Here is an 18,774-nt window from a genome sequence, read left to right as displayed (position 1 = left end):
TTTTATTTCGCCTGGGGGCGAAAAATCGGTTTATTCCCACTCAATCGTTCCCGGAGGCTTTGACGTCACGTCCAGAACCACTCGGTTCACCTCAGCAACCTCATTCGTAATCCGGTTAGAAATCTTCGCCAGCAGGTCATAAGGCAGGCGTGACCAGTCAGCAGTCATCGCGTCCTCAGAAGAGACCGGGCGCAGCACAATCGGGTGACCGTAAGTACGGCCGTCCCCCTGCACGCCCACGGAGCGGACGTCCGCCAGCAGCACCACGGGGCACTGCCAGATCTCCTCATCCATGCCCGCGGCAGTCAGTTCCTCGCGCACAATCAGGTCGGCAGCGCGCAGGATATCCAGGTTGTGCTTATTGACCTCACCAATCACGCGGATGCCCAGACCGGGGCCGGGGAAAGGCTGACGGGCAACAATTTTCTCGGGAACACCCAGCTCACGACCAATGGCGCGAACCTCGTCCTTAAAGAGGGTGCGCAGGGGCTCAACCAGCTCAAACTGCAGGTCATCAGGCAGGCCACCCACATTGTGGTGAGACTTAATATTCGCAGCGCCCTCGCCGCCGCCAGATTCAACAACATCGGGGTAGAGGGTACCCTGCACCAAGAACTTGATGTCGGTACCTTCAGCACCGGCCTCTTCAATCAGCTTGCGCTGAGCAGCTTCAAAGGAGCGAATGAACTCACGGCCAATAGCCTTACGCTTAGCTTCGGGCTCGGTAATACCGGCCAGGGCGCCCAGGAAGCGCTCTGACTCGTCGATGGTCACAACCTTGATACCCATGGTTGAAGCGTAGTCCTGCTCAACCTGTTCGCGTTCGCCCTCGCGCAGCAGACCGTGGTCGATGAAGAAGCAGGTGAGCTGATCGCCCACAGCCTTGTGAACCAGGGCTGCGGCAACAGATGAGTCAACGCCACCGGACAGAGCGCAGATGACCTGGTCATCGCCCACCTGCTCACGGATCTTAGCAACCTGCTCTTCGATGATGTTGCCGGTAGACCAGGTCTTCTTCAGGCCAGCCACGTTGAAAAGGAAGTTCTCCAGGGCAACCTGGCCGTAGTCGGAGTGCTTGACCTCGGGGTGCCACTGCACACCACCGAACTTACGCTTCTCATCGACGAAAGCTGCAACCGCTGCACCGGGGGTCTGGGCCAGCACCTCGAAGCCTGCGGGGGCTTCAGAGACAGAATCGCCGTGGCTCATCCAGACGTTCTGGGTCTTGGGGGTACCGGTCAGGAAGGAAGAGTTCTCTGCACAGACCACGGCGTCGGTTGCGCCGTATTCGCGCAGGCCGGTCTTAGCGACGGTACCGCCGAGGGTCTGGGCCATGACCTGGAAGCCGTAGCAGATACCGAAGACGGGTACGCCCGCTTCAAACATGGCGATGTCGCCCTTGGGGGCGCCGTCCTCGTATACGGATGAGGGGCCACCAGACAGAATAATTGCAGCCGGGTTCTTGGCGAGCATCTTCTCGGTGGGCATGGTGTGAGGAACCAGCTCCGAGTAGACACCAGCCTCACGCACGCGGCGCGCGATGAGCTGCGCGTACTGGGCGCCGTAGTCAACGACCAGTACGGGGCGCTCTTCGAGCTCCTCGATGGGGTTGTGGGTAGTCACAGGTATATACCTTTTCGGTTGGGGTTGAAGGGTAATCCTTGGGTTCTATTCTAGTGCAGGGAAGCGCTAGACCTAGTAACGTTTAGTGGCCTGCGGGTTCGCATCAAGCAGGGCAAGGGTTTCTGCGTAGATGCGGCGCTCCACGATGAAGGACAGGAAGGGAACCACACCGCCCAGGGCCATGACGATCATCTGGGGCAGGGCCCAGCGCATGAGCAGCCAGAGACGGAAGCAGGAGAGGAGATAGACGACGTAGAACCAGCCGTGAATAATCAGGATCCATGTGGAGATGTTCAGGCCCCCGTGCAGGTTGCCGGTCTCGAGGTTCAGCCAGCCCAGGGCCACGGTTTCACCGGTCTGGGCATCGACGCCACCGGCGATCAGGTCGTAGCCGAAGATGTAGCGGCTGATCATTTCAGCAACCAGCAGCAGCAGGAAGGTACCTGAAATCCAGGCGCACCACTTATAGAAGGTGAGAGCCCCACGAATCTGGGATTCGGTTCCGCCGAATTTCTTGCGCACGGTAAAGCCGCCGGCGGCATTCGTTTCGGTAGTTCCCGCGGCGAGGGTAACTTTCTTACCATCGGTGCGGTGGGTGGGGCGCGGGGTGGGGTTCTCGCTCACAGCTGTTTTCTCCCTTAGCTGGTATGGGTGGTCTGTTCGGTGGTGGGCGGACGCCTGCGGGCAGCTTGCCCTTAGCGGGAGGGCGGGGCGGGGGCGTCCGGAATATCATCAAAGTAGTAGTAGGCCTGGTCAGCCGGGTCCCAGTAGTAGGGGCGGCCGGTGGCCTCATCGACCCAGTATTCGCCCTCGTACTCGAAGTAGAGGGTGGGGTCGGTGGTCTTTTCGACCGAGTCTTTGAGCAGGCGGTACCAGAGGTAGAGGGCGAAGCCTGCAAAGACCAGCCATTCAAGGGCGTAGAAGATGTTGAGCCAGTCAACGGTTTCGTCGGTGACCTGCTCAGCGCGGATAGGCTGAAGGGTACCGCTGCTATCGAGCAGAGTTGCGGTATCGGCGATGGTACCCTGGGCGGTGAGCGGGGTGGCCCCGCTGCTTTCGGAGTCGAGGGTCAAGATGCCGTTGAAGAGGGCGGCGTTCCAGACGTTGGTCAGGTAAGAGGAGTTGGCGGAGGCAAGCACCTTGTCCTTCCCTCGGTTCTCTTCGCTGACGTCCTTGCTGGTGAGCGGGGCGTCGTTACCCACAACCCGCCCCGCGATAGTCACGGTGCCGGTGGGCTCAGCGGGAATCTCAGCGCTAGGGGTCCAGGCACGGGCCACCACGATACCGCGGGGCCCCTCCCCCAGGCTGGTGCTGACCTGCTGGCTGTCATCGGGTACAAAGAGGCTGACCAGCCAGTAGCCTTCAGCCCCGTCTTTGAGCTTGTTTTCTACCAGATAGGTGGAGCCCTGCACATAGCTGCCGGTAGCTTCCACAACTGTATCGGCCTCGGTCATGCTCAGCGGGTCGTGGGGCTGGAGCACCTGACTATAGGGGCGCACCACATCCTTAGCCGGGTCTGCGGTGACCTGCCCCAGGGTGGAGGCGTTAATTTGCCATTTGCTGAGCATCACAAAACCGCTAGCCAACGCCAGCACCAGGAGCAGGCCAAGGAGCCAGCGGGGGGTCAGGGCGGTTTTTAGCACGTTTGCTCTTTTCAGCGTGAAGTGGGCGGACGAAAGCAGGTCAGCCCCGCGCGCCTAGCAAGTTAGGTGCACGGGGCCGGGGCGTCATCTACTTGACGTAGGGGGTGACGTTGACGTCGATGCGCTGGAAGGACTTGAGGTCGGTGTAACCGCAGGTTGCCAGTGCTCGCTTGAGGGCACCCACCAGGTTAGCGCTACCGTCGGTGTGAGCTGAGGGGCCGTAGAGCACCTCTTCTAGAGAGCCTACGGTGCCCTGGTAGGTGCGGATGCCGCGGGGGAAGTCAGCTGAGTGAGCTTCGTTGCCCCAGTACCAGCCGGCACCGGGGGCTTCAGCTGCGCGGGCCAGGGGCGCGCCGATCATGACGGCGTCCGCGCCCATCGCCAGTGCCTTGACCATGTCGCCTGAGCGGCCCAGGGAGCCGTCCGCAATCACGTGTACGTAGCGGCCACCGGACTCGTCCAGGTAGTCAGAACGCGCAGCAGCGACGTCGGAAATCGCGGTGGCCATGGCAGCCTGGATGCCCAGGCCGCGGCGGGTGGTCAGGGCCGCACCGCCACCGAAACCTACCAGCACACCGGCAGCACCGGTACGCATCAGGTGCATAGCCGGGGTGTAGCCGGTCACGCCACCGACCATGACGGGGACGTCGAGCTCGTAGATGAACTTCTTGAGGTCAAGGGGCTCGCGGCGGGATGAAACGTGCTGGGCAGAGACTGCTGCACCACGAATCACGAAGAGATCAACGCCGGCCTTGACCACGGTCTGGTAGAACTCCTGGGTGTTCTGGGGGGTCAGTGAGCCGGCGACAATGACGCCCGAATCACGGATCTCTGCCAGGCGGGCAGTAATCAGCTCAGCCTTGATGGGCTCAGCGTAGATTTCCTGCATGCGACGGGTGGCGGCGGGGGCATCGTCAACGGGCAGGGCGTTGATTTCGTCGAGCAGGGGCTGGGGATCCTCGTAGCGGGTCCACAGGCCCTCAAGGTTGAGGACGCCGAGCCCACCGAGCTTGCCCAGGGCAATGGCGGTAGCCGGTGACATCACAGAGTCCATGGGGGCACCGATGATGGGGGTGTCGAACTTGAACGCGTCAATCTGCCAGCTAAGGTTCACGTCATGGGCGTCGCGGGTACGGCGGGTAGGTACCAGGGCGATTTCATCGAGTGAGTAGGTGCGGCGGGCGCGCTTGGACATACCAATCTGGATGTCGGTCATGGATCTTCCTTTCACCGGTGGTAGGCCGGTTGGTGCAAACGAGCGTGGTAACGTTCGGAAGCCCCGGCCCCTCACCGCAGGGGCGAGAGAACCGGGGCTGGCCGCTACAGTTTAGCGACGGTAGTTGGGGGCCTCGACGGTCATGGTGATGTCGTGGGGGTGTGATTCCTTCAGACCTGCTGAGGTAATGCGCACGAACTGGCCCTTGTTCTTGAGTTCTTCAACGGTGTGGGCGCCAACGTAGAACATGGTCTGACGCAGGCCACCTTCCAGCTGGTGCAGTACGGAGGACAGGGGGCCGCGGTAGGGAACCTGGCCTTCGATACCCTCGGGAATCAGCTTCTCTTCGGAGGACACATCGGCCTGGAAGTAGCGGTCCTTAGAGAAGGACTTCTTGCCGCCGCGGGACTGCATAGCACCCAGGGATCCCATGCCGCGGTAGGCCTTGAACTGCTTACCGTTGACGAAGATAAGGTCGCCGGGTGATTCAGCGGTGCCTGCCAGCAGGGAGCCCAGCATCACCGAATCCGCACCCGCCACCAGGGCCTTGCCGATTTCGCCGGAGTGCTGCATACCGCCGTCCGCAATCAGGGGAACACCGGCGGGGATAGCAGCCTTAGCTGACTCATTGATAGCGGTAATCTGGGGTACGCCAACACCGGCAATAATGCGGGTGGTGCAGATGGAACCGGGGCCAACGCCAACCTTAACCGCATCTGCACCGGCGTCGATGATAGCCTGGGCGCCAGCGCGGGTAGCAGCCTGGCCACCCACCACATCAACGTGGGCTGCGGCGGGGTCCTTCTTCAGGCGGGCAATCATATCGAGCACGCCCTGGGAGTGGCCGTTAGCGGTATCAACGAAGAGGGCGTCAACCCCTGCCTCAACCAGGGTCATGGCGCGCTCGTAGCCGTCGCCAAAGAAGCCGATAGCCGCGCCAACGCGCAGGCGGCCGTCCTCGTCCTTGGTGGCGCGGGGGTACTGCTCGCTCTTGGTAAAGTCCTTGACAGTAATCAGGCCGGTGAGCTTGCCGTCCTTGTCGATCAGGGGCAGCTTCTCAATCTTGTTTTCTGCCAGCAGGGCGAAGGCTTCGTCCTTGCTCATGCCCTCGTGGCCGGTAATGAGCGGCATCTTGGTCATGATGTCGCGCACGCGGGTGGTCTCAAAGGTGGACTCGGGCAGGTAGCGGGTGTCGCGGTTGGTAATGATGCCAACCAGTACGTTCTCATCGTCTACGACGGGCAGGCCGGAAACCTTGTAGTGGCCGCACAGGGCATCGAGCTCGGCGATGGTGGCGTCGGGGCCAACGGTGACGGGGTTGGTAATCATGCCCGATTCGCTGCGCTTGACGCGGTCGACGTGGTCGGCCTGGTCAGCGATGGAAAGGTTACGGTGGATCACGCCCATACCGCCCAGGCGAGCCATGGCGATAGCCAGGGCTGACTCGGTCACGGTGTCCATCGCTGCCGAGATAATCGGTGAGGCGATGGAGATGCGCTTGGTCAGGCGGGTGGTGGTGTCTGCATCTGACGGGATGACGTCGGTGTTGCCGGGCAGGAGCAGCACGTCATCGTAGGTGAGGCCGGTGAAGCCGAAGGGGTCTTCGCTCAGTGCAGTGGGAGTAGTCATGAAGGGTTCGCTACCTTTCGAGGGTATTCAGGTGGGCGCTTAGCGACACTGGTTTTAATCTTAGTCGGGTTAGCCCCGATGCGCGAGCGTAGGGCCCAGGCAGCTAACTGCCGCTTGCTCACATCACGGGTTTCGGCCCTGTTCGTACTGAGTGAAACCCCTCCCCCGCCGTTTCTATTCCACAGCCTCGTAGGGGGCGCTTCCGGCAGGTACTAGTTGGGCATGTGCCTGCGAGCTAGCGTCGGCTTTTCCTAGGGCTTCGAGCACGCGCGGGTCGAAGTAGGGGCCCAGGGTTTCGATGTAGGTTGCGGTGATGTGGTCGTAGTCGAAGTAGGTGTAAACGTTACCGATGGACGCCGGGCAGGAGTTCTCGGGGCAAATCAGGTCAGAGAGATTGAGGGCAGCAAAACCCGGGTAGGTTTCTTCGAGGGAGCTGAGAGGGTTGGTGGTGACGTCCTGGCCGGGGCTCATGACGCAGTCGTCCGCCGTGCCGAAGGCGTCCATGCAGTCCTTGTGCATGGTTTCCATGCGCGGAGTGTCGCGCAGGCCCAGAACCTGGATGCCTACGCCGGTAAGTTCCGCGATACGGCTTTCAGCATCGAGCAGCGGGGTGTCGGGCAGGTTGGGTTCTGACTTGGTGCCGTGCAGCAGGACGGTATCGGGGGCAAGTTCCTGGATGAAGGCAGCGCTGTCTGTTGCCCAGGTATCGCACTCAAACCCGCTAGCGTAGGCGGTGTTGTCGGTTTCACCGAGGAAGCAGCCGGGGCGGGTCAGAGCGATGACCGTCCAGCCCTGGGATTGGGCGAGCGGACGCATGGCCGTCATCCACATCTGCATGTGGGAGTTGCCCCAAGCCACGATGGTTCGGCTGGGTTGGGGTGAGTAGGCGACGTAGGTGCAGTCCCCGGCAAGAGAATCGGGAACGGCCAGCTCGGGGGTCACGTCAGTGCAGGCTGTGCCCAGGTCAGCCCAATCCGCATCGAGCACGGCACGGATGGGGATGACGGGGGCGTCTTCTTCCCCTGTGTACTCGTAGTCGGGCTGTAGCACTGCCGCCCCCACGTTATTGAGGGTGCGGTTAGCTTCAGCTTGCTCGGCCTGCCGGTAGATGGATGACTGCCAGGCGTAGGAGGGCCCTAAAGCAAGGCCCATGCATAGCGCACCGGTCACTAGCCCCGCTGTCATGGACCGGTTAGGTAGGGCCCAGTCCCGCAGGGGCTTTTCGACCAGCTGGGTCAGAGCCCAGGCGATAACACCCGAGAGAAGAAGCAGGCCAAGCCCAGCCCAGAACCCTGCCTTTTCCTGGCGGGTCTGGGATAGGTAGAACACGAGAATGGGCCAGTGCACCAGGTACAGGGCGTAGGAGAAACCTCCCAGGGCCAGCAGAGGTTTGGCGGTGAGGAGTTTTTCCGGCCCGAACCGGGTGCCTGTATCTCCGGCGATAATGACGAGCGAGGCCGCCAGGGTGGGCCACAGCGCCACATAACCGGGGAAGGTGCCGTTGACGTCCAGCACAAAGCCGCAAGCGATAATTGCCGCAATCCCAGCCCAACCCAGCACCGCACGCACTAGCGGCGGTAATTTCAGGACGGGCAGCCAGAGAGCCACCAAGGAGCCCAGCGCGAACTCCCACAGGCGGGCCTCGGTTTCGAAATAGGCCGCCTGCTGGTTAGCAGCGGTGACCTCAATCGAGTGGGACAGGGATAGCACAAAGAGGGCTGTAAAGGCACCGCTTAAAGCCCAGCGGGCAGAACCCCTCATACGCTTACCCAGCGCCAGGGCGAGGGCAACCATCAGCATCGGCCACAGTACATAGATTTGCCCCTGGACCGATAGCGACCAGAAATGGCGGAAGGGGGAGGCCAGGGAGGTATCGGCTGCGTAGTAGTCCACCGCGTTCTCGATCGACCAGTTGTTGTGCTGGTACAGAATCACGGCCTTTGCCTCATCGGCAATCGACAGCCAACGCTCTGCCGGAATAAAGAAGTAGGTGCCCAAGAGGGTCAGAACAACGGTAATAGACGCCAGGGGCAGGAGACGTTTAAAGACATGAACCCAATAGGCCACCAGAGTCTTCAGGCCGAACCAGGTGCCGGGCCCTACCAGCTTGCCCTGCTCAATCTTGCGAGCAAAAGAGCCGGTCAACAAAAACGCCGAAATCAACAGGAAGACATCGACACCGCCCGATACACGACCAAACCAGAAATGGTAGGCGGCAACCAGCAGGAGGGCGAGTGCGCGCAGCCCCTGGATCTCGGGGCGCCAGGTGCGTTCTGCTGAACGAGTGACGGTTGCGATGGTGCCGGTGACTGGTTTGGCCTCGGTTACTGGGCGGGGCACTGCGGTCTACCTCCTTTGCTGACAATCGTCTGGTGCCAAAACGTCGGTTGCTGAGGGGTAACGGGCAGGATGACACCAAGTTAAAAATGTTACTCTCGGTGGCTGGAAATTTGCTTTAAAAAGCAAATCCCGCCCTTACGGTGTTAGTCACTGCAAGAGCGGGATGTGCTGTACCCGAAAGGGGCTCCGGGTAAGGAGCCTTAGAGAGGGGCCTTACTTAGCTTCGTCCTCGTCCTTTTCCTCGGGCTTTTCGACAACCAGGGTCTCGGTCGTCAGCACCAGAGCAGCGATGGACGCTGCGTTTTCCAGGGCTGAGCGGGTGACCTTGACGGGGTCGATGACGCCGCGGGCGATGAGGTCCTCGTATTCACCGGTTGCGGCGTTGAAGCCGTGACCGATGGGCATATCTGCCACACGGGAGGTAACCACGTAGCCGTCCTCGCCGGCGTTCTCCGCGATCCAGCGCAGGGGCTGGACCAGGGCGCGGCGGACGATGTCTACACCCACCTGGGCATCGCGGGATTCGAGCTCAACGCCGTCCAGGGCTGCCAGAGCGTGAACCAGGGCGGTACCGCCACCTGCGACGATGCCCTCTTCGAGTGCTGCGCGGGTGGAGGACACGGCGTCCTCGATGCGGTGCTTGCGTTCCTTGGCCTCAACCTCGGTAGCAGCACCCACCTTGATGACGCCCACGCCACCGGCCAGCTTGGCCAGGCGTTCCTTGAGCTTTTCGCGGTCCCACTCGGAGTCCACGCGCTCAATTTCGGCGCGGAGCTGGTCAACGCGCTCAGCAACAGCCTCAGAAGTACCGCCACCATCAACGATGGTGGTGTTGTTCTTGGTGACGGTCACGCGGCGGGCTGAACCGAGCTGATCCAGGGTGACGGCATCCAGGGAAATACCCAGTTCACCGGTAATAACGGTGCCGCCGGTCAGGATAGCCAGGTCCTGGAAGATTGCCTTACGGCGGTCACCAAAACCGGGTGCCTTCAGGGCAACAACATCGAGGTTGCCGCGCAGCTTGTTAACGACCAGGGTGGAGAGGGCTTCGCCGTCCACGTCCTCAGCGATGATGGTCAGGGACTTCTTAGCCTGAACGATCTTCTCGAGCACGGGCATAATCTCAGCCACGGTTGAAATCTTGCCCTGGTAGAGCAGAATGGCGGTGTTCTCGAGAACAGCCTCAGCACGCTCCGGGTCGGTGACAAAGGAGGGTGAGAGGTAGCCCTTATCGAACTGCATACCCTCGGTTACTTCGAGTTCAATCTCGGTGGTGGAGCCGTCCTCGATGGTGATGACGCCATCCTGGCCCACCTTGCTGAAGGCTTCAGAGAGCAGTTCACCGATCTGGGGTGACTGGGCAGAAATAGCTGCTACGTGGGCAACTTCTTCGCCGGTTACCTCGCGGGCGTTAGCCAGCAGGCGCTCTGAGACCAGCTTGGTGGCGGTCTCGATGCCGCGCTTAACCTCACCGGGGGCAGCACCCGAGGTGACATTGCGCAGGCCCTCAGAAACCAGAGCCTGGGCCAGGACGGTTGCGGTGGTGGTACCGTCGCCAGCAACATCGTTAGTCTTGGTAGCTACTTCCTTAGCAAGCTGGGCACCCAGGTTTTCGTAGGGGTTTTCCAGTTCAATCTCGCGGGCAATAGATACACCGTCGTTGGTAATGATGGGTGCGCCCCACTGCTTATCAAGCACCACATTACGGCCGCGGGGGCCCAGGGTCACCTTGACAGCGTTAGCAAGCTTATCAACGCCTGCCTGCAGGTGCTTACGCGCATCATCATTGAATTCAAGCTGTTTTGCCATGAATCCTTACTTCTTTCTCGTGTTTCGTGTTGTATTCGGTAGAAACAGCGAAAACTTAGGAAACGACAGCCAGTACGTCGCGGGCTGACAGAATCAGGTACTCAGCGCCACCGTACTTAACCTCGGTGCCACCGTACTTGGAGAAGATAACGACATCGCCTTCAGCTACGTCAACGGGGATGCGGTTGCCCTTGTCGTCGATGCGGCCGGGGCCAACAGCGATAACCTTAGCCTCCTGGGGCTTTTCCTTAGCGGTATCGGGGATGACCAGACCTGATGCGGTGGTCTGCTCTGCTTCAACGATCTGAACGACAATGCGGTCTTCGAGGGGCTTGATAGCCATGATGAGGTACTCCTTCAAGTGAGGTCTCAGCGTAAAACGTACGGGGTAACCATGACGCGCTAAGAAAGCCAAGTCGGTATCGTCGCGGTGCTACCGACTGCCTTTTAGCACTGTCAGCGGTCAAGTGCTAACTAAAACTTTATTCCCCTCACCCCCGGCGGGCAAGATAAGGCGCAGGTTTCGCAGACAGCGCACCACCAGCATCACCACTGATGTGCAATAAAATACAGGTTGAAAGCCCCCAAGCCCGGCAGAAAGGCAAACATGCTCAAACTCATCTTCTGGCCGGTACTCGTCCCCTCCTTCCTCTTCGCAGCCGGCTTCGGGGCCGTCGTGCCCATCCAAATCATTGCAGCTATCAGGCTAGGAGCCTCACCCGAACTCGCCTCCCTGCTGGTAGCCGCCGCGGGCGTCCTCGCCCTCATCTGCACCGTCCCGGTAGGGGCAGGCATCGACCGTGTAGGCGACAAACGCGCCATGACACTGGCAACCCTCAGCGCCGCTGCCGCCCTTACCCTCTCGGCGCTCTCCCTCGCCCTACCCCTGGCAGGAGCTCTGTGGCTCTACTTTTTCGCCCACGTTGCCCGTGTGCCAGCCACCGTCGCCTGGGGGCTCGCCCGGCAATCCGTACTAGCTGAAACGGTACCAGCGGACGACCGCGGCAAAGCCATGACCGCCCTCGGCGGCGCCCAACGAGCAGGTGCCCTCGCCGGGCCCCTCGCCTCAGCCCTCCTCCTTCTCTGGCTCCCCCTCTGGACGGTCTTCCTCTTCGCCCTCGCCCTCGTCGTCGCAGCCACCCTCTGCCTGCGCATCCGCAAACTCAACCAACGTTTCGACACCGCCACCAGCACAGCCCGCTCAAACCGCACCGAAGAAGACCTCGCCCTAGCCGTCCGCTGGCCCGCAGTCTGGGTCGCAGGCCTCGGCATCATCACCCTCGCCATGAGCCGAGTAACCCAACCCATCGTCGCCGCCCTCTGGGGCCTACACCTGGGGTGGAGCGACTCCCAGATCGCCCTAGCCATCGCCCTGGGCGGAGCTGTCTGGGCGCTTGCCACCCAGCCCATCACAAAGCTACCTACGGGGAGAAAAGGCACGTAAGAGGGGCGGGGGAGACCCGCTTGCGCCGACTGACCCTCTCGGGCTCGCCCTGGGGGCTCGCCCGATTCACGCCAGCCCCAGCCAGTCGGCTTTCAGCGGGTCTTTCCCCGTCCCTCCTCTTTCTGAACCAGCGGGTCTTCCCCACCCAAACCTTTAAACTGGACACATGACCTTTTTCCCCCGCGCCGGTGCCCACCCTTTCTCAGCCGACCAGCTAGCAACCCTTGACCAGCTCGTCCCCTACAACCCCGCTGACTCCCTGCAGGCGGTCTCCAAGCTCCGGGCTCAGGGCATCAGCGCCGAGGACTCATCAGCCCTGCTGACCCAGGCCCGTCTTCGCACGCTGGGGGCTACCAAGTTCGGGGAAGAAGCCTCGCACATGCTTTTCACCGAGGCCGGCTATGAGCAGGCAACCCGCGCCGCCGTCGCCGACCACCACGCCGCCCGCTTCATCGAGGCCGGACTTACCTCAGTTGCTGATTTAGGCTGCGGCCTGGGGGCAGACTCCCTCGCCTTTGCCCGCGCAGGTTTAGCGGTGACGTCCGTTGAGCTCGACCCCGCTACTGCAGCCCTGACCGCCCACAATCTCTCCCCCTACCCGTCCGCCCAGGTGCTCGTGGGCAATGTAGAACAGGTTGAGCTCGAAAAACTCACCACCGTGAGCGGCGAGCGCGTCGCCGCTCTCTGGCTAGACCCAGCCCGCCGAGAGATTGAAGGTGGCTCTACCACCTCCCGCCTTTTTGACCCCGAAGCTTTCTCCCCACCCTTTTCCTTCCTGCAGAAGCTGGCGGCAACCGGTATTCCTATGGGGGTCAAGCTAGGCCCGGGCCTGCCCCACGAGGCCATTCCAAACGGGGTGGAGGCCGAGTGGGTCAGCCACGGCGGGTCCGTGGTTGAGGTGGTGCTCTGGTTCAATGCCCTAGCCCGCCCCGGGGTTGCCCGGTCGGCTACAGTGCTGGGGGCGGACGCCACCACCCGGCAGGTACTGGGGGAGATAAGTTCACCGCTTGCAGCGTCAGCTGATGAAGAGCCGGTTGAGGTCACTGAACTGGGCGCTTACCTGATTGAGCCCGACGGCGCGGTAGTACGGTCTCATCTGGTGGCAGACTTCGCACGATCAATCGGGGCTACCCTGCTTGATGAGAATATCGCCTACCTGACCTCAGACTCACCCGCCCCTAGCCCGCTAGGTCGGGCCTACCGCGTCCTGGGTACCATGCCCCTCAACGAGAAAAAGTTGCGCCGCTGGGTCAAAGAGCAAGGCATTACCGCCCTGACCGTCAAAAAGCGGGGAGTCGATGTGGTTCCTGAAAAGCTCCGGGCCACCCTACTCGCCGGGGTGAAAAAGAAAAAGGGAACTGCCGCGAAAGAAGCCGTTCTCATCCTGACCCGGTTGGGCGAGGGCGCAGCCTCCCAGCGCCTGGCTATCTGGGCTGAGCCAGCCTAGTTTATTACGTCTATCTCACCAGCGGCGTCATAGAGTGAGCCGGATTCTTCTGCGCTAGCCCCTGCCCCTAAGATAGAACCAGCACCGCACCGAGACCCTGGAGCCAGCGCATGATTTTTCACCCATCAGACCAGTCCACGATTGGTGTGGAATGGGAGGTCGCCCTCGTCGACCCCAAAACCCGCGAACTGGCATCCCGCGCAGACGAAGTGCTAGCGCTACTGAAAGAACAGCACCCGCAGGTTCTTGAAGCAGCCCCTGACCGGGCCCATATCACCGGCGAATTTTTGAATAATACCGTTGAGCTCGTTACCGGTATCTGCCGAACCCCGGCGGAGGCCGCAGACCAGCTCTCCCAGGCCACCGGCGTCCTGAAAAATGTAACCGACCAGCTGGGCCTAGCCTTCTTCTCAGCCGGAACCCACCCCTTCTCCCGGGCCCTGGACCAAAAAGTCGTTGATAAGGATCGCTACCTGCGGGTGCTCGACCGCTCACAGTTCTGGGGCCGCCGCCAAATTATCTACGGGGTACACGTACACACCGGGGTTGATTCTCGCGATAAAGCCCTACCGGTACTCAACGGACTCACAAACTTCTACCCCCACCTACTGGCTCTGTCGGCGTCCTCCCCCTTCTGGGAGGGAGAAGACACAGGGTTTGCCTCCCAACGAGCCCAGATTTTCCAGCAGCTACCCACCTCAGGTCTCCCCTTCACCTTCGAACGCTGGGAAGACTACGAGGACTACCTTAACGACCTGGTGGTCACCGGCGTCATCGACGACCCCAGCGAAAACCGGTGGGACGTCCGCCCCGTACCCAAATACGGCACGGTAGAAATGCGGGCCTACGACGGGCTGGCCTCTATTCGCGACATCACGGCCCTGACCGCCTTTACCCAGTGCCTGGTGGAGTGGTTCTCCCGCCAGCTCGATGCGGGCAAACGAATTGAGCCTCTTAAGCCCTGGCACGTGCAGGAAAACAAGTGGCGGGCTGCCCGCTACGGCACCGAGGCCATCGTCATTCTCGATAACCAGAACACCGAACGCCTGGTCACCGAAGATACCCTGGGGCTCTTGAACAAGCTAGAAGATATCGCTGCTGACCTGGGCTGTTCTACCGAACTGGCTGATGTGGAACGTATCTGCCTGACCGGGGCTGGCTACCAGCGTCAGCGTCGTGTCGCCGCCGAAAACGGCGGAAACCTGCAGGCTGTGGTGGACGACCTGGCCGCGCAAGCTATCAAGGGGCTGTAGCCTTCCGCCCAGTCCCTCGCACTTTCTACGGCTAGAGCGAAATCTTAGTGACGGGCAGGGACGAGTCTGCCGTGAAGTCGATACCCGACGGTGCCCGCCCCTCAGATACCAGACGAGCGCCCAGAGCCGCAACCATGGCCCCGTTATCGGTGCACAGGCTCAGCTGGGGAATCACCAGTTTGATCCCGTGCTCGGCACAGCGCTGGGCGGTGAGCTCACGCAGGCGGGAGTTAGCGGCCACACCCCCACCCAACAACAGGGTGGTGATACCGCGTTCAGTGCAGGCCAGCATGGCTTTCTTGGTAATCACATCGACCACAGCCTCCTGGAAGGAGGCTGCGATATCAGCAACCGGAACCTCTTCGCCCCGAGCCTCGAAGCCCTCAACGACGCGGGCAACAGCGGTCTTTAGACCCGAGAAAGAAAAGTCGTAGCGGTGGAGGCCGGGTTCCTCAGCGGTGCCCATAAACTTGCGCGTCGACAGACCCCGGGGGAAGGCGAAAGCCGCCCCGTTGCCGTCCTTAGCAACCCGGTCAATCACCGGCCCGCCCGGGTAGGGCAGACCCAGCAGGCGGGCCACCTTGTCGTAGGCCTCGCCGGCGGCGTCGTCCAGGGTTGCACCCAGCAACTCAACATCCCCGGTAATATCGCGCACGGCAAGAATCTCGGTATGCCCACCGGAGACCAGCAGGGCTCCAATTCCTTCACTGGGCAGCCCGTCCAGAAAATCAGCGGTATGCCCCTCGATACCGCAGTCATCGAGCAGGCCCACACCCACATGAGCAACCAGGTGGTTGATGCCGTAGAGGGGTTTGCCGGTAGCCGTAGCCAGGGCCTTGGCCGCAGAGACTCCCACCATGAGGGCACCTGCCAGGCCGGGGCCAGCGGTTACGGCAATAGCGTCCAAATCATCCAGGCTTACCTGGGCTTCATCCAGGGCTGCGTGAAGGGCCGGGACCATGGCGTCCAGATGAGCGCGGGAAGCAATCTCAGGGATGACCCCGCCAAAGCGCACATGCTCGTTCATAGAGGACGAGACGGTGTTGGTCAGCAGGGTTGAGCCCCGCACAATGCCAATGCCGGTTTCGTCGCAGGAGGACTCAATACCCAGCACCAGGGGTTCGATTTTAGCGGTCATGGCTGGTTTCTCCTTGCTAGGCGGTCTGTTGGGTGAGGTCGCGGCGCATGATGAGGGCATCGACCCCGTCGTTGTAGTAGCGGCGGCGCACGTGAATCTGCCGATAGCCGTTTTTCATGTAGAGATCCTGGGCCCGGGGGTTGTCGGCGCGTACCTCCAGTAGTATCTGTTCAGCGCCGCGGGCGGCTGCTTCACGGGCGAGAAAATCGAGCAGAGCCCGCCCGTAGCCGTGCCCCTCGTAGGCGGGGGCAACAGCGATGGTTTGCACGTCGGCGGTGTCGGCTACACTCATGAGTCCGGCATAGCCGATAACCTGCGGACCGGTTTCTGTAGGGATCTCCAGGACGACATATCCCCGGGTTTCGTGGGTGATTTCGGCAAGGAACATGTCCAGGGGCCAGGCGTCGGCCGGGAAAAGGTCGAGTTCTAGGGTATGGACGGCTGGGACATCGTGCAGGGTCATTTCCCTGGCTTGGGCTCCGTCGGCCAGACCCGTGGGGAGGTCAGTCAGTAGCATTAGACACTGGCCTTCTTGCGGGCGGCGGGCACCTTGGCATCGGATTCGCGCAGGTAGAGGGCGCTGGTGTCGGTGCTCAGCTGGGCCAGGCCCAGGCGGGCAGCGGCTGCCAGCAGGGCGGCGGCGTCCGGCTGGGTATGCTCAAAGCCGGGCTGGGCATCCAGGGACTCCGGGTAAAGGGAGGTGCCAAAACCGTAGGCTGGCAGGTCGGGAACCTCGCTGGCCGGGCCGACGGTGGGGCCGCTCTCCATCTGGTAGCCGCTCTCGGTTAGTTCATAGACAGCCGAGTATATTTCCTTGCGGCGGGCATCTGAGGCGACAAGAAAACGGGTATGACCGGACGCCCGCGCGGCACCTTCCGCGCGTTCTGCGAGGGCGGTAAGACTCATGATTCCGTAGAGGGGCTTGTTCCAGGCAAAGGCCAGGGAACGGGCGGTGACGATGCCGGCGCGTAGGCCGGTAAAGGGCCCAGGACCGGTACCTGTTATTACAGCGTCAATGTCTTGGCCCGTTACTCCGGCTTCAGCCAATACCTCGGTGACGAAGGGAGCCATCACTTCGGCGTGAGAGCGGGTGTCTTCGGTTGACCGTGAAGCGAGCAGGGTCAGGGTCAGCCCGTCCAGGCGCCCCAGGGCGACAGAAGCAATAGCGGATGAATCAAGAGCAAGAATAAGCACCCCACCAGTCTAGCGTGTTTAGGCTCAAAGGCTTGATACTCGGCATCCCGGGCTCGCGCTCGCTGCTAGCCCGCGGAGCTTCCAAAGACCCCTATGCTCCCCCTACACGAGTCAGATGTTCCGCTAATTCATCCCAAACATTTTCCCAACGGGGCCCGCTTCCGATGAGGCGGAGGCGGCGCGGTTCGGGGGCTCCGTCGTCCTCATCGTCTTCTTCCCAGCTTCTCGGGGCGTAGAGGGCGTAGGGGTCGGTCTCGGCCAGGTCTGCGCCTGTCACCCGGGTAAATTCCAGATCGAGAATAGATTCTGAGAGGTGTTCGGCTTTGTCGCGGCCCCATTCGATGACGGTGACGGACCGGTCGAGGGAGTATTCCAGGTCGAGGTCGTCGAGTTCTTCTGAGCTGGCGAGTCGGTAGGCGTCAACGTGCACGAGGTCAGGCCCGCCGGGGCGGGGGCCGTCGGGTAGATTGGGGTGGACTCGGGAGAGGACGAAGGTGGGTGAGATGACGCCCTCACGCACGCCGAGTCCTTCGCCGAGGGAGCGGGTGAAGGTGGTTTTGCCGGCTCCCAGTTCGCCGGTGAGAATCAGGACGTCGCCCGCGGTGAGGAGGGGCGCTAGGGCCAGGGCGATGGCGCGGGTGTGCTCGGGGCCGGTGATTTCGAGGTCAAGGACGCGGTCGGTCACTGTTTACTGCTCGCTTTCGGTGTCGCGCTGGTACCAGGATCCGCCGACGCTGATGCGGGTGACGCGCGGGGATATGCGGGTGACGATTTCGTAGTTAATCGTTCCGGAGGCTTCTGCCCAGTCGGTGACAGGCGGGTTGTCGCCGGTTCCGAAGAGGACGGCAGGGGCACCCAGGAAGCCGACCGCGGGGTCAGCCAAACCGGGTTCACCGAGGTCTACGACCAGCTGGTCCATGGCAATTCGTCCCACTGCCCGGTAGGTTCGGGCAGGGCCGGATGCCGGGTAGATACGAACCGGCCCGCCGGTTGCTACTCGGGGAACGCCGTCCGCGTAGCCGACCGGCACCAGGGCCAGGGTCGTGGGCTTGTCGGTCACGTAGTTAAGGCCGTAGGAGACGCCCTGGCCTGCGGGGACTTCCTTGACTGCGTTGATGAAGGTTTGCAGGTGCATGACCGGCTTGAGTCCCAGGTCTGCTGGGGTCTGCCCGGGCAGGGGTGACAGCCCGTAGAGACCGAGACCAACCCGGACGGCGTCCCGCAGCAGGCCTTCTTCAGCACCGACGGACGCCGCGCTGAAGGTCGCGGGAGTATTAGCAAGGTGGCGCAGGGTCGGTCGCAGGCCGGCAGAGTGCAGGAGGTCTAGTGCCCGGTCGAAGGTCTGGGACTGTTCGGCTGTTTCGGTACGTTCTGGTTCGTCAGCTACTGCCAGGTGGGAGAAGACCCCGACCACCTGCAGCACCCCGTCCTCTTCGAGCCGACGTGCGGCAGCGGCGAGCGCCGGTAATTCTGCCATGGTCACGCCGTTACGCCCTAAGCCTGTATCAACTTTCAGGTGAATCTTGACCGGTTCCTTCTGCCCGCTGGCGCGGTGGGCAGCGGCGATAGCCTCCAGTTCCCAGGTGCTGGAGACACCCAGCTCAAGTCGGTCTTCCAGGGCCTGGGCAAAGTTAGTGCGGGGTGTATGGAGCCAGGCGATGATGGGGGCAGCGATGCCGCCAGAACGGAGGGCACGAGCTTCTTTGACATGGACAACTCCCAGGTAGTCAGCTCCTGCCGCCACCGCTGATCGGGCTACGTCGAGAGCCCCGTGCCCGTAGGCGTCCGCTTTGACCACGGCGATGAGGGCGCGCTGCCCGATGAGGGTTTTGATGCGCCGGACGTTATGTTCGACGGCGTCCAGGTCGATGACGGCCAGGCGTTCTGCGTCTGTGGGGGCGTCAAGGGGCACGAAGCCGTGGGCGCGGTAGAGGCTGTCGATAGACACGGTGTCCTCCTTGGGCGTAGGGTCTTTTCTTCTCTAGCTTAGTTGAGTTTGCCGTTAGCGCACCTGCGCTGACGTCTACGGGGTGCGGGC

16 protein-coding genes are annotated in these 18,774 nt (G+C 62.0%); 3 read left to right on the top strand and 13 right to left on the bottom strand.

Going from position 1 to position 18,774, the window contains the following annotated elements; translation table 11 throughout:
• Positions 1-30 precede the first annotated feature (30 nt).
• The 8 genes from guaA to groES all read right to left on the bottom strand — a co-directional run bounded on the left by guaA (position 31) and on the right by groES (position 10,603).
• A complete protein-coding gene (guaA, locus tag ACEE43_RS00505) occupies positions 31-1,623 on the bottom strand; it encodes a glutamine-hydrolyzing GMP synthase (protein ID WP_237210308.1) in 1,593 nt (530 codons plus the stop codon).
• 72 nt (positions 1,624-1,695) lie between these two features.
• Positions 1,696-2,247, bottom strand: coding sequence for a DUF3817 domain-containing protein (locus tag ACEE43_RS00500; protein WP_237222611.1), 552 nt, complete (start codon positions 2,245-2,247; stop codon positions 1,696-1,698).
• A 71-nt stretch (positions 2,248-2,318) separates the two neighbouring features.
• Positions 2,319-3,266 carry an SURF1 family cytochrome oxidase biogenesis protein gene (locus tag ACEE43_RS00495; RefSeq protein ID WP_449107481.1) on the bottom strand — a complete coding sequence of 316 codons (948 nt, stop codon included), beginning with the start codon at positions 3,264-3,266 and terminating at the stop codon, positions 2,319-2,321.
• Between the two features lie 88 nt (positions 3,267-3,354).
• On the bottom strand, positions 3,355-4,482 hold the full coding sequence (locus ACEE43_RS00490) for a GuaB3 family IMP dehydrogenase-related protein (protein WP_449107480.1): 1,128 nt from the start codon (positions 4,480-4,482) through the stop codon (positions 3,355-3,357).
• Positions 4,483-4,593: 111 nt separating this feature from the next.
• Positions 4,594-6,111: an IMP dehydrogenase gene (gene guaB, locus ACEE43_RS00485; protein WP_237199177.1), complete on the bottom strand. Its 1,518-nt coding sequence runs from the start codon at positions 6,109-6,111 to the stop codon at positions 4,594-4,596.
• 174 nt (positions 6,112-6,285) lie between these two features.
• On the bottom strand, positions 6,286-8,451 hold the full coding sequence (locus tag ACEE43_RS00480) for an acyltransferase family protein (protein WP_449107479.1): 2,166 nt from the start codon (positions 8,449-8,451) through the stop codon (positions 6,286-6,288).
• A 213-nt stretch (positions 8,452-8,664) separates the two neighbouring features.
• Positions 8,665-10,260, bottom strand: coding sequence for a chaperonin GroEL (groL, locus tag ACEE43_RS00475; RefSeq protein ID WP_237186019.1), 1,596 nt, complete (start codon positions 10,258-10,260; stop codon positions 8,665-8,667).
• A 55-nt stretch (positions 10,261-10,315) separates the two neighbouring features.
• Complete coding sequence (groES, locus tag ACEE43_RS00470) at positions 10,316-10,603, bottom strand: co-chaperone GroES (protein WP_135013045.1); 288 nt, start codon at positions 10,601-10,603, stop codon at positions 10,316-10,318.
• A gap of 264 nt (positions 10,604-10,867) precedes the next feature.
• On the opposite strand from groES, the gene ACEE43_RS00465 reads away from it, so the two are divergent.
• From ACEE43_RS00465 to ACEE43_RS00455, 3 genes are all read left to right on the top strand, one after another.
• Positions 10,868-11,704 carry an MFS transporter gene (locus tag ACEE43_RS00465; RefSeq protein ID WP_449107478.1) on the top strand — a complete coding sequence of 279 codons (837 nt, stop codon included), beginning with the start codon at positions 10,868-10,870 and terminating at the stop codon, positions 11,702-11,704.
• A 166-nt stretch (positions 11,705-11,870) separates the two neighbouring features.
• Positions 11,871-13,151 (top strand): class I SAM-dependent methyltransferase, encoded by a 1,281-nt coding sequence (locus tag ACEE43_RS00460; RefSeq protein ID WP_449107477.1) that lies wholly within the window; start codon positions 11,871-11,873, stop codon positions 13,149-13,151.
• Between the two features lie 110 nt (positions 13,152-13,261).
• The gene (locus ACEE43_RS00455; RefSeq protein WP_449107476.1) at positions 13,262-14,404 is read left to right on the top strand and encodes a glutamate--cysteine ligase; all 1,143 of its coding nucleotides are present in this window, start codon (positions 13,262-13,264) and stop codon (positions 14,402-14,404) included.
• A 31-nt stretch (positions 14,405-14,435) separates the two neighbouring features.
• Here ACEE43_RS00455 and tsaD read toward each other — a convergent pair whose 3' ends face one another.
• The 5 genes from tsaD to alr all read right to left on the bottom strand — a co-directional run bounded on the left by tsaD (position 14,436) and on the right by alr (position 18,684).
• Complete coding sequence (gene tsaD, locus ACEE43_RS00450) at positions 14,436-15,542, bottom strand: tRNA (adenosine(37)-N6)-threonylcarbamoyltransferase complex transferase subunit TsaD (protein WP_449107475.1); 1,107 nt, start codon at positions 15,540-15,542, stop codon at positions 14,436-14,438.
• A 16-nt stretch (positions 15,543-15,558) separates the two neighbouring features.
• Positions 15,559-16,059, bottom strand: coding sequence for a ribosomal protein S18-alanine N-acetyltransferase (rimI, locus tag ACEE43_RS00445; RefSeq protein ID WP_449107474.1), 501 nt, complete (start codon positions 16,057-16,059; stop codon positions 15,559-15,561).
• Complete coding sequence (gene tsaB / locus ACEE43_RS00440) at positions 16,059-16,736, bottom strand: tRNA (adenosine(37)-N6)-threonylcarbamoyltransferase complex dimerization subunit type 1 TsaB (RefSeq protein ID WP_449107473.1); 678 nt, start codon at positions 16,734-16,736, stop codon at positions 16,059-16,061. The genes rimI and tsaB overlap by 1 nt, the downstream gene beginning before the upstream one ends.
• Before the next feature lie 91 nt (positions 16,737-16,827).
• Positions 16,828-17,421: a tRNA (adenosine(37)-N6)-threonylcarbamoyltransferase complex ATPase subunit type 1 TsaE gene (gene tsaE, locus ACEE43_RS00435; RefSeq protein WP_449107472.1), complete on the bottom strand. Its 594-nt coding sequence runs from the start codon at positions 17,419-17,421 to the stop codon at positions 16,828-16,830.
• A gap of 3 nt (positions 17,422-17,424) precedes the next feature.
• Positions 17,425-18,684, bottom strand: coding sequence for an alanine racemase (alr, locus tag ACEE43_RS00430; RefSeq protein ID WP_449107471.1), 1,260 nt, complete (start codon positions 18,682-18,684; stop codon positions 17,425-17,427).
• Between the last annotated feature and the right edge of the window lie 90 nt (positions 18,685-18,774).

The organism is Rothia sp. 11254D007BW, from assembly GCF_053548195.1.
The sequence above is the reverse complement of the archived record's forward strand: the minus strand, read 5'-3'. Positions and strand labels throughout refer to the sequence as shown.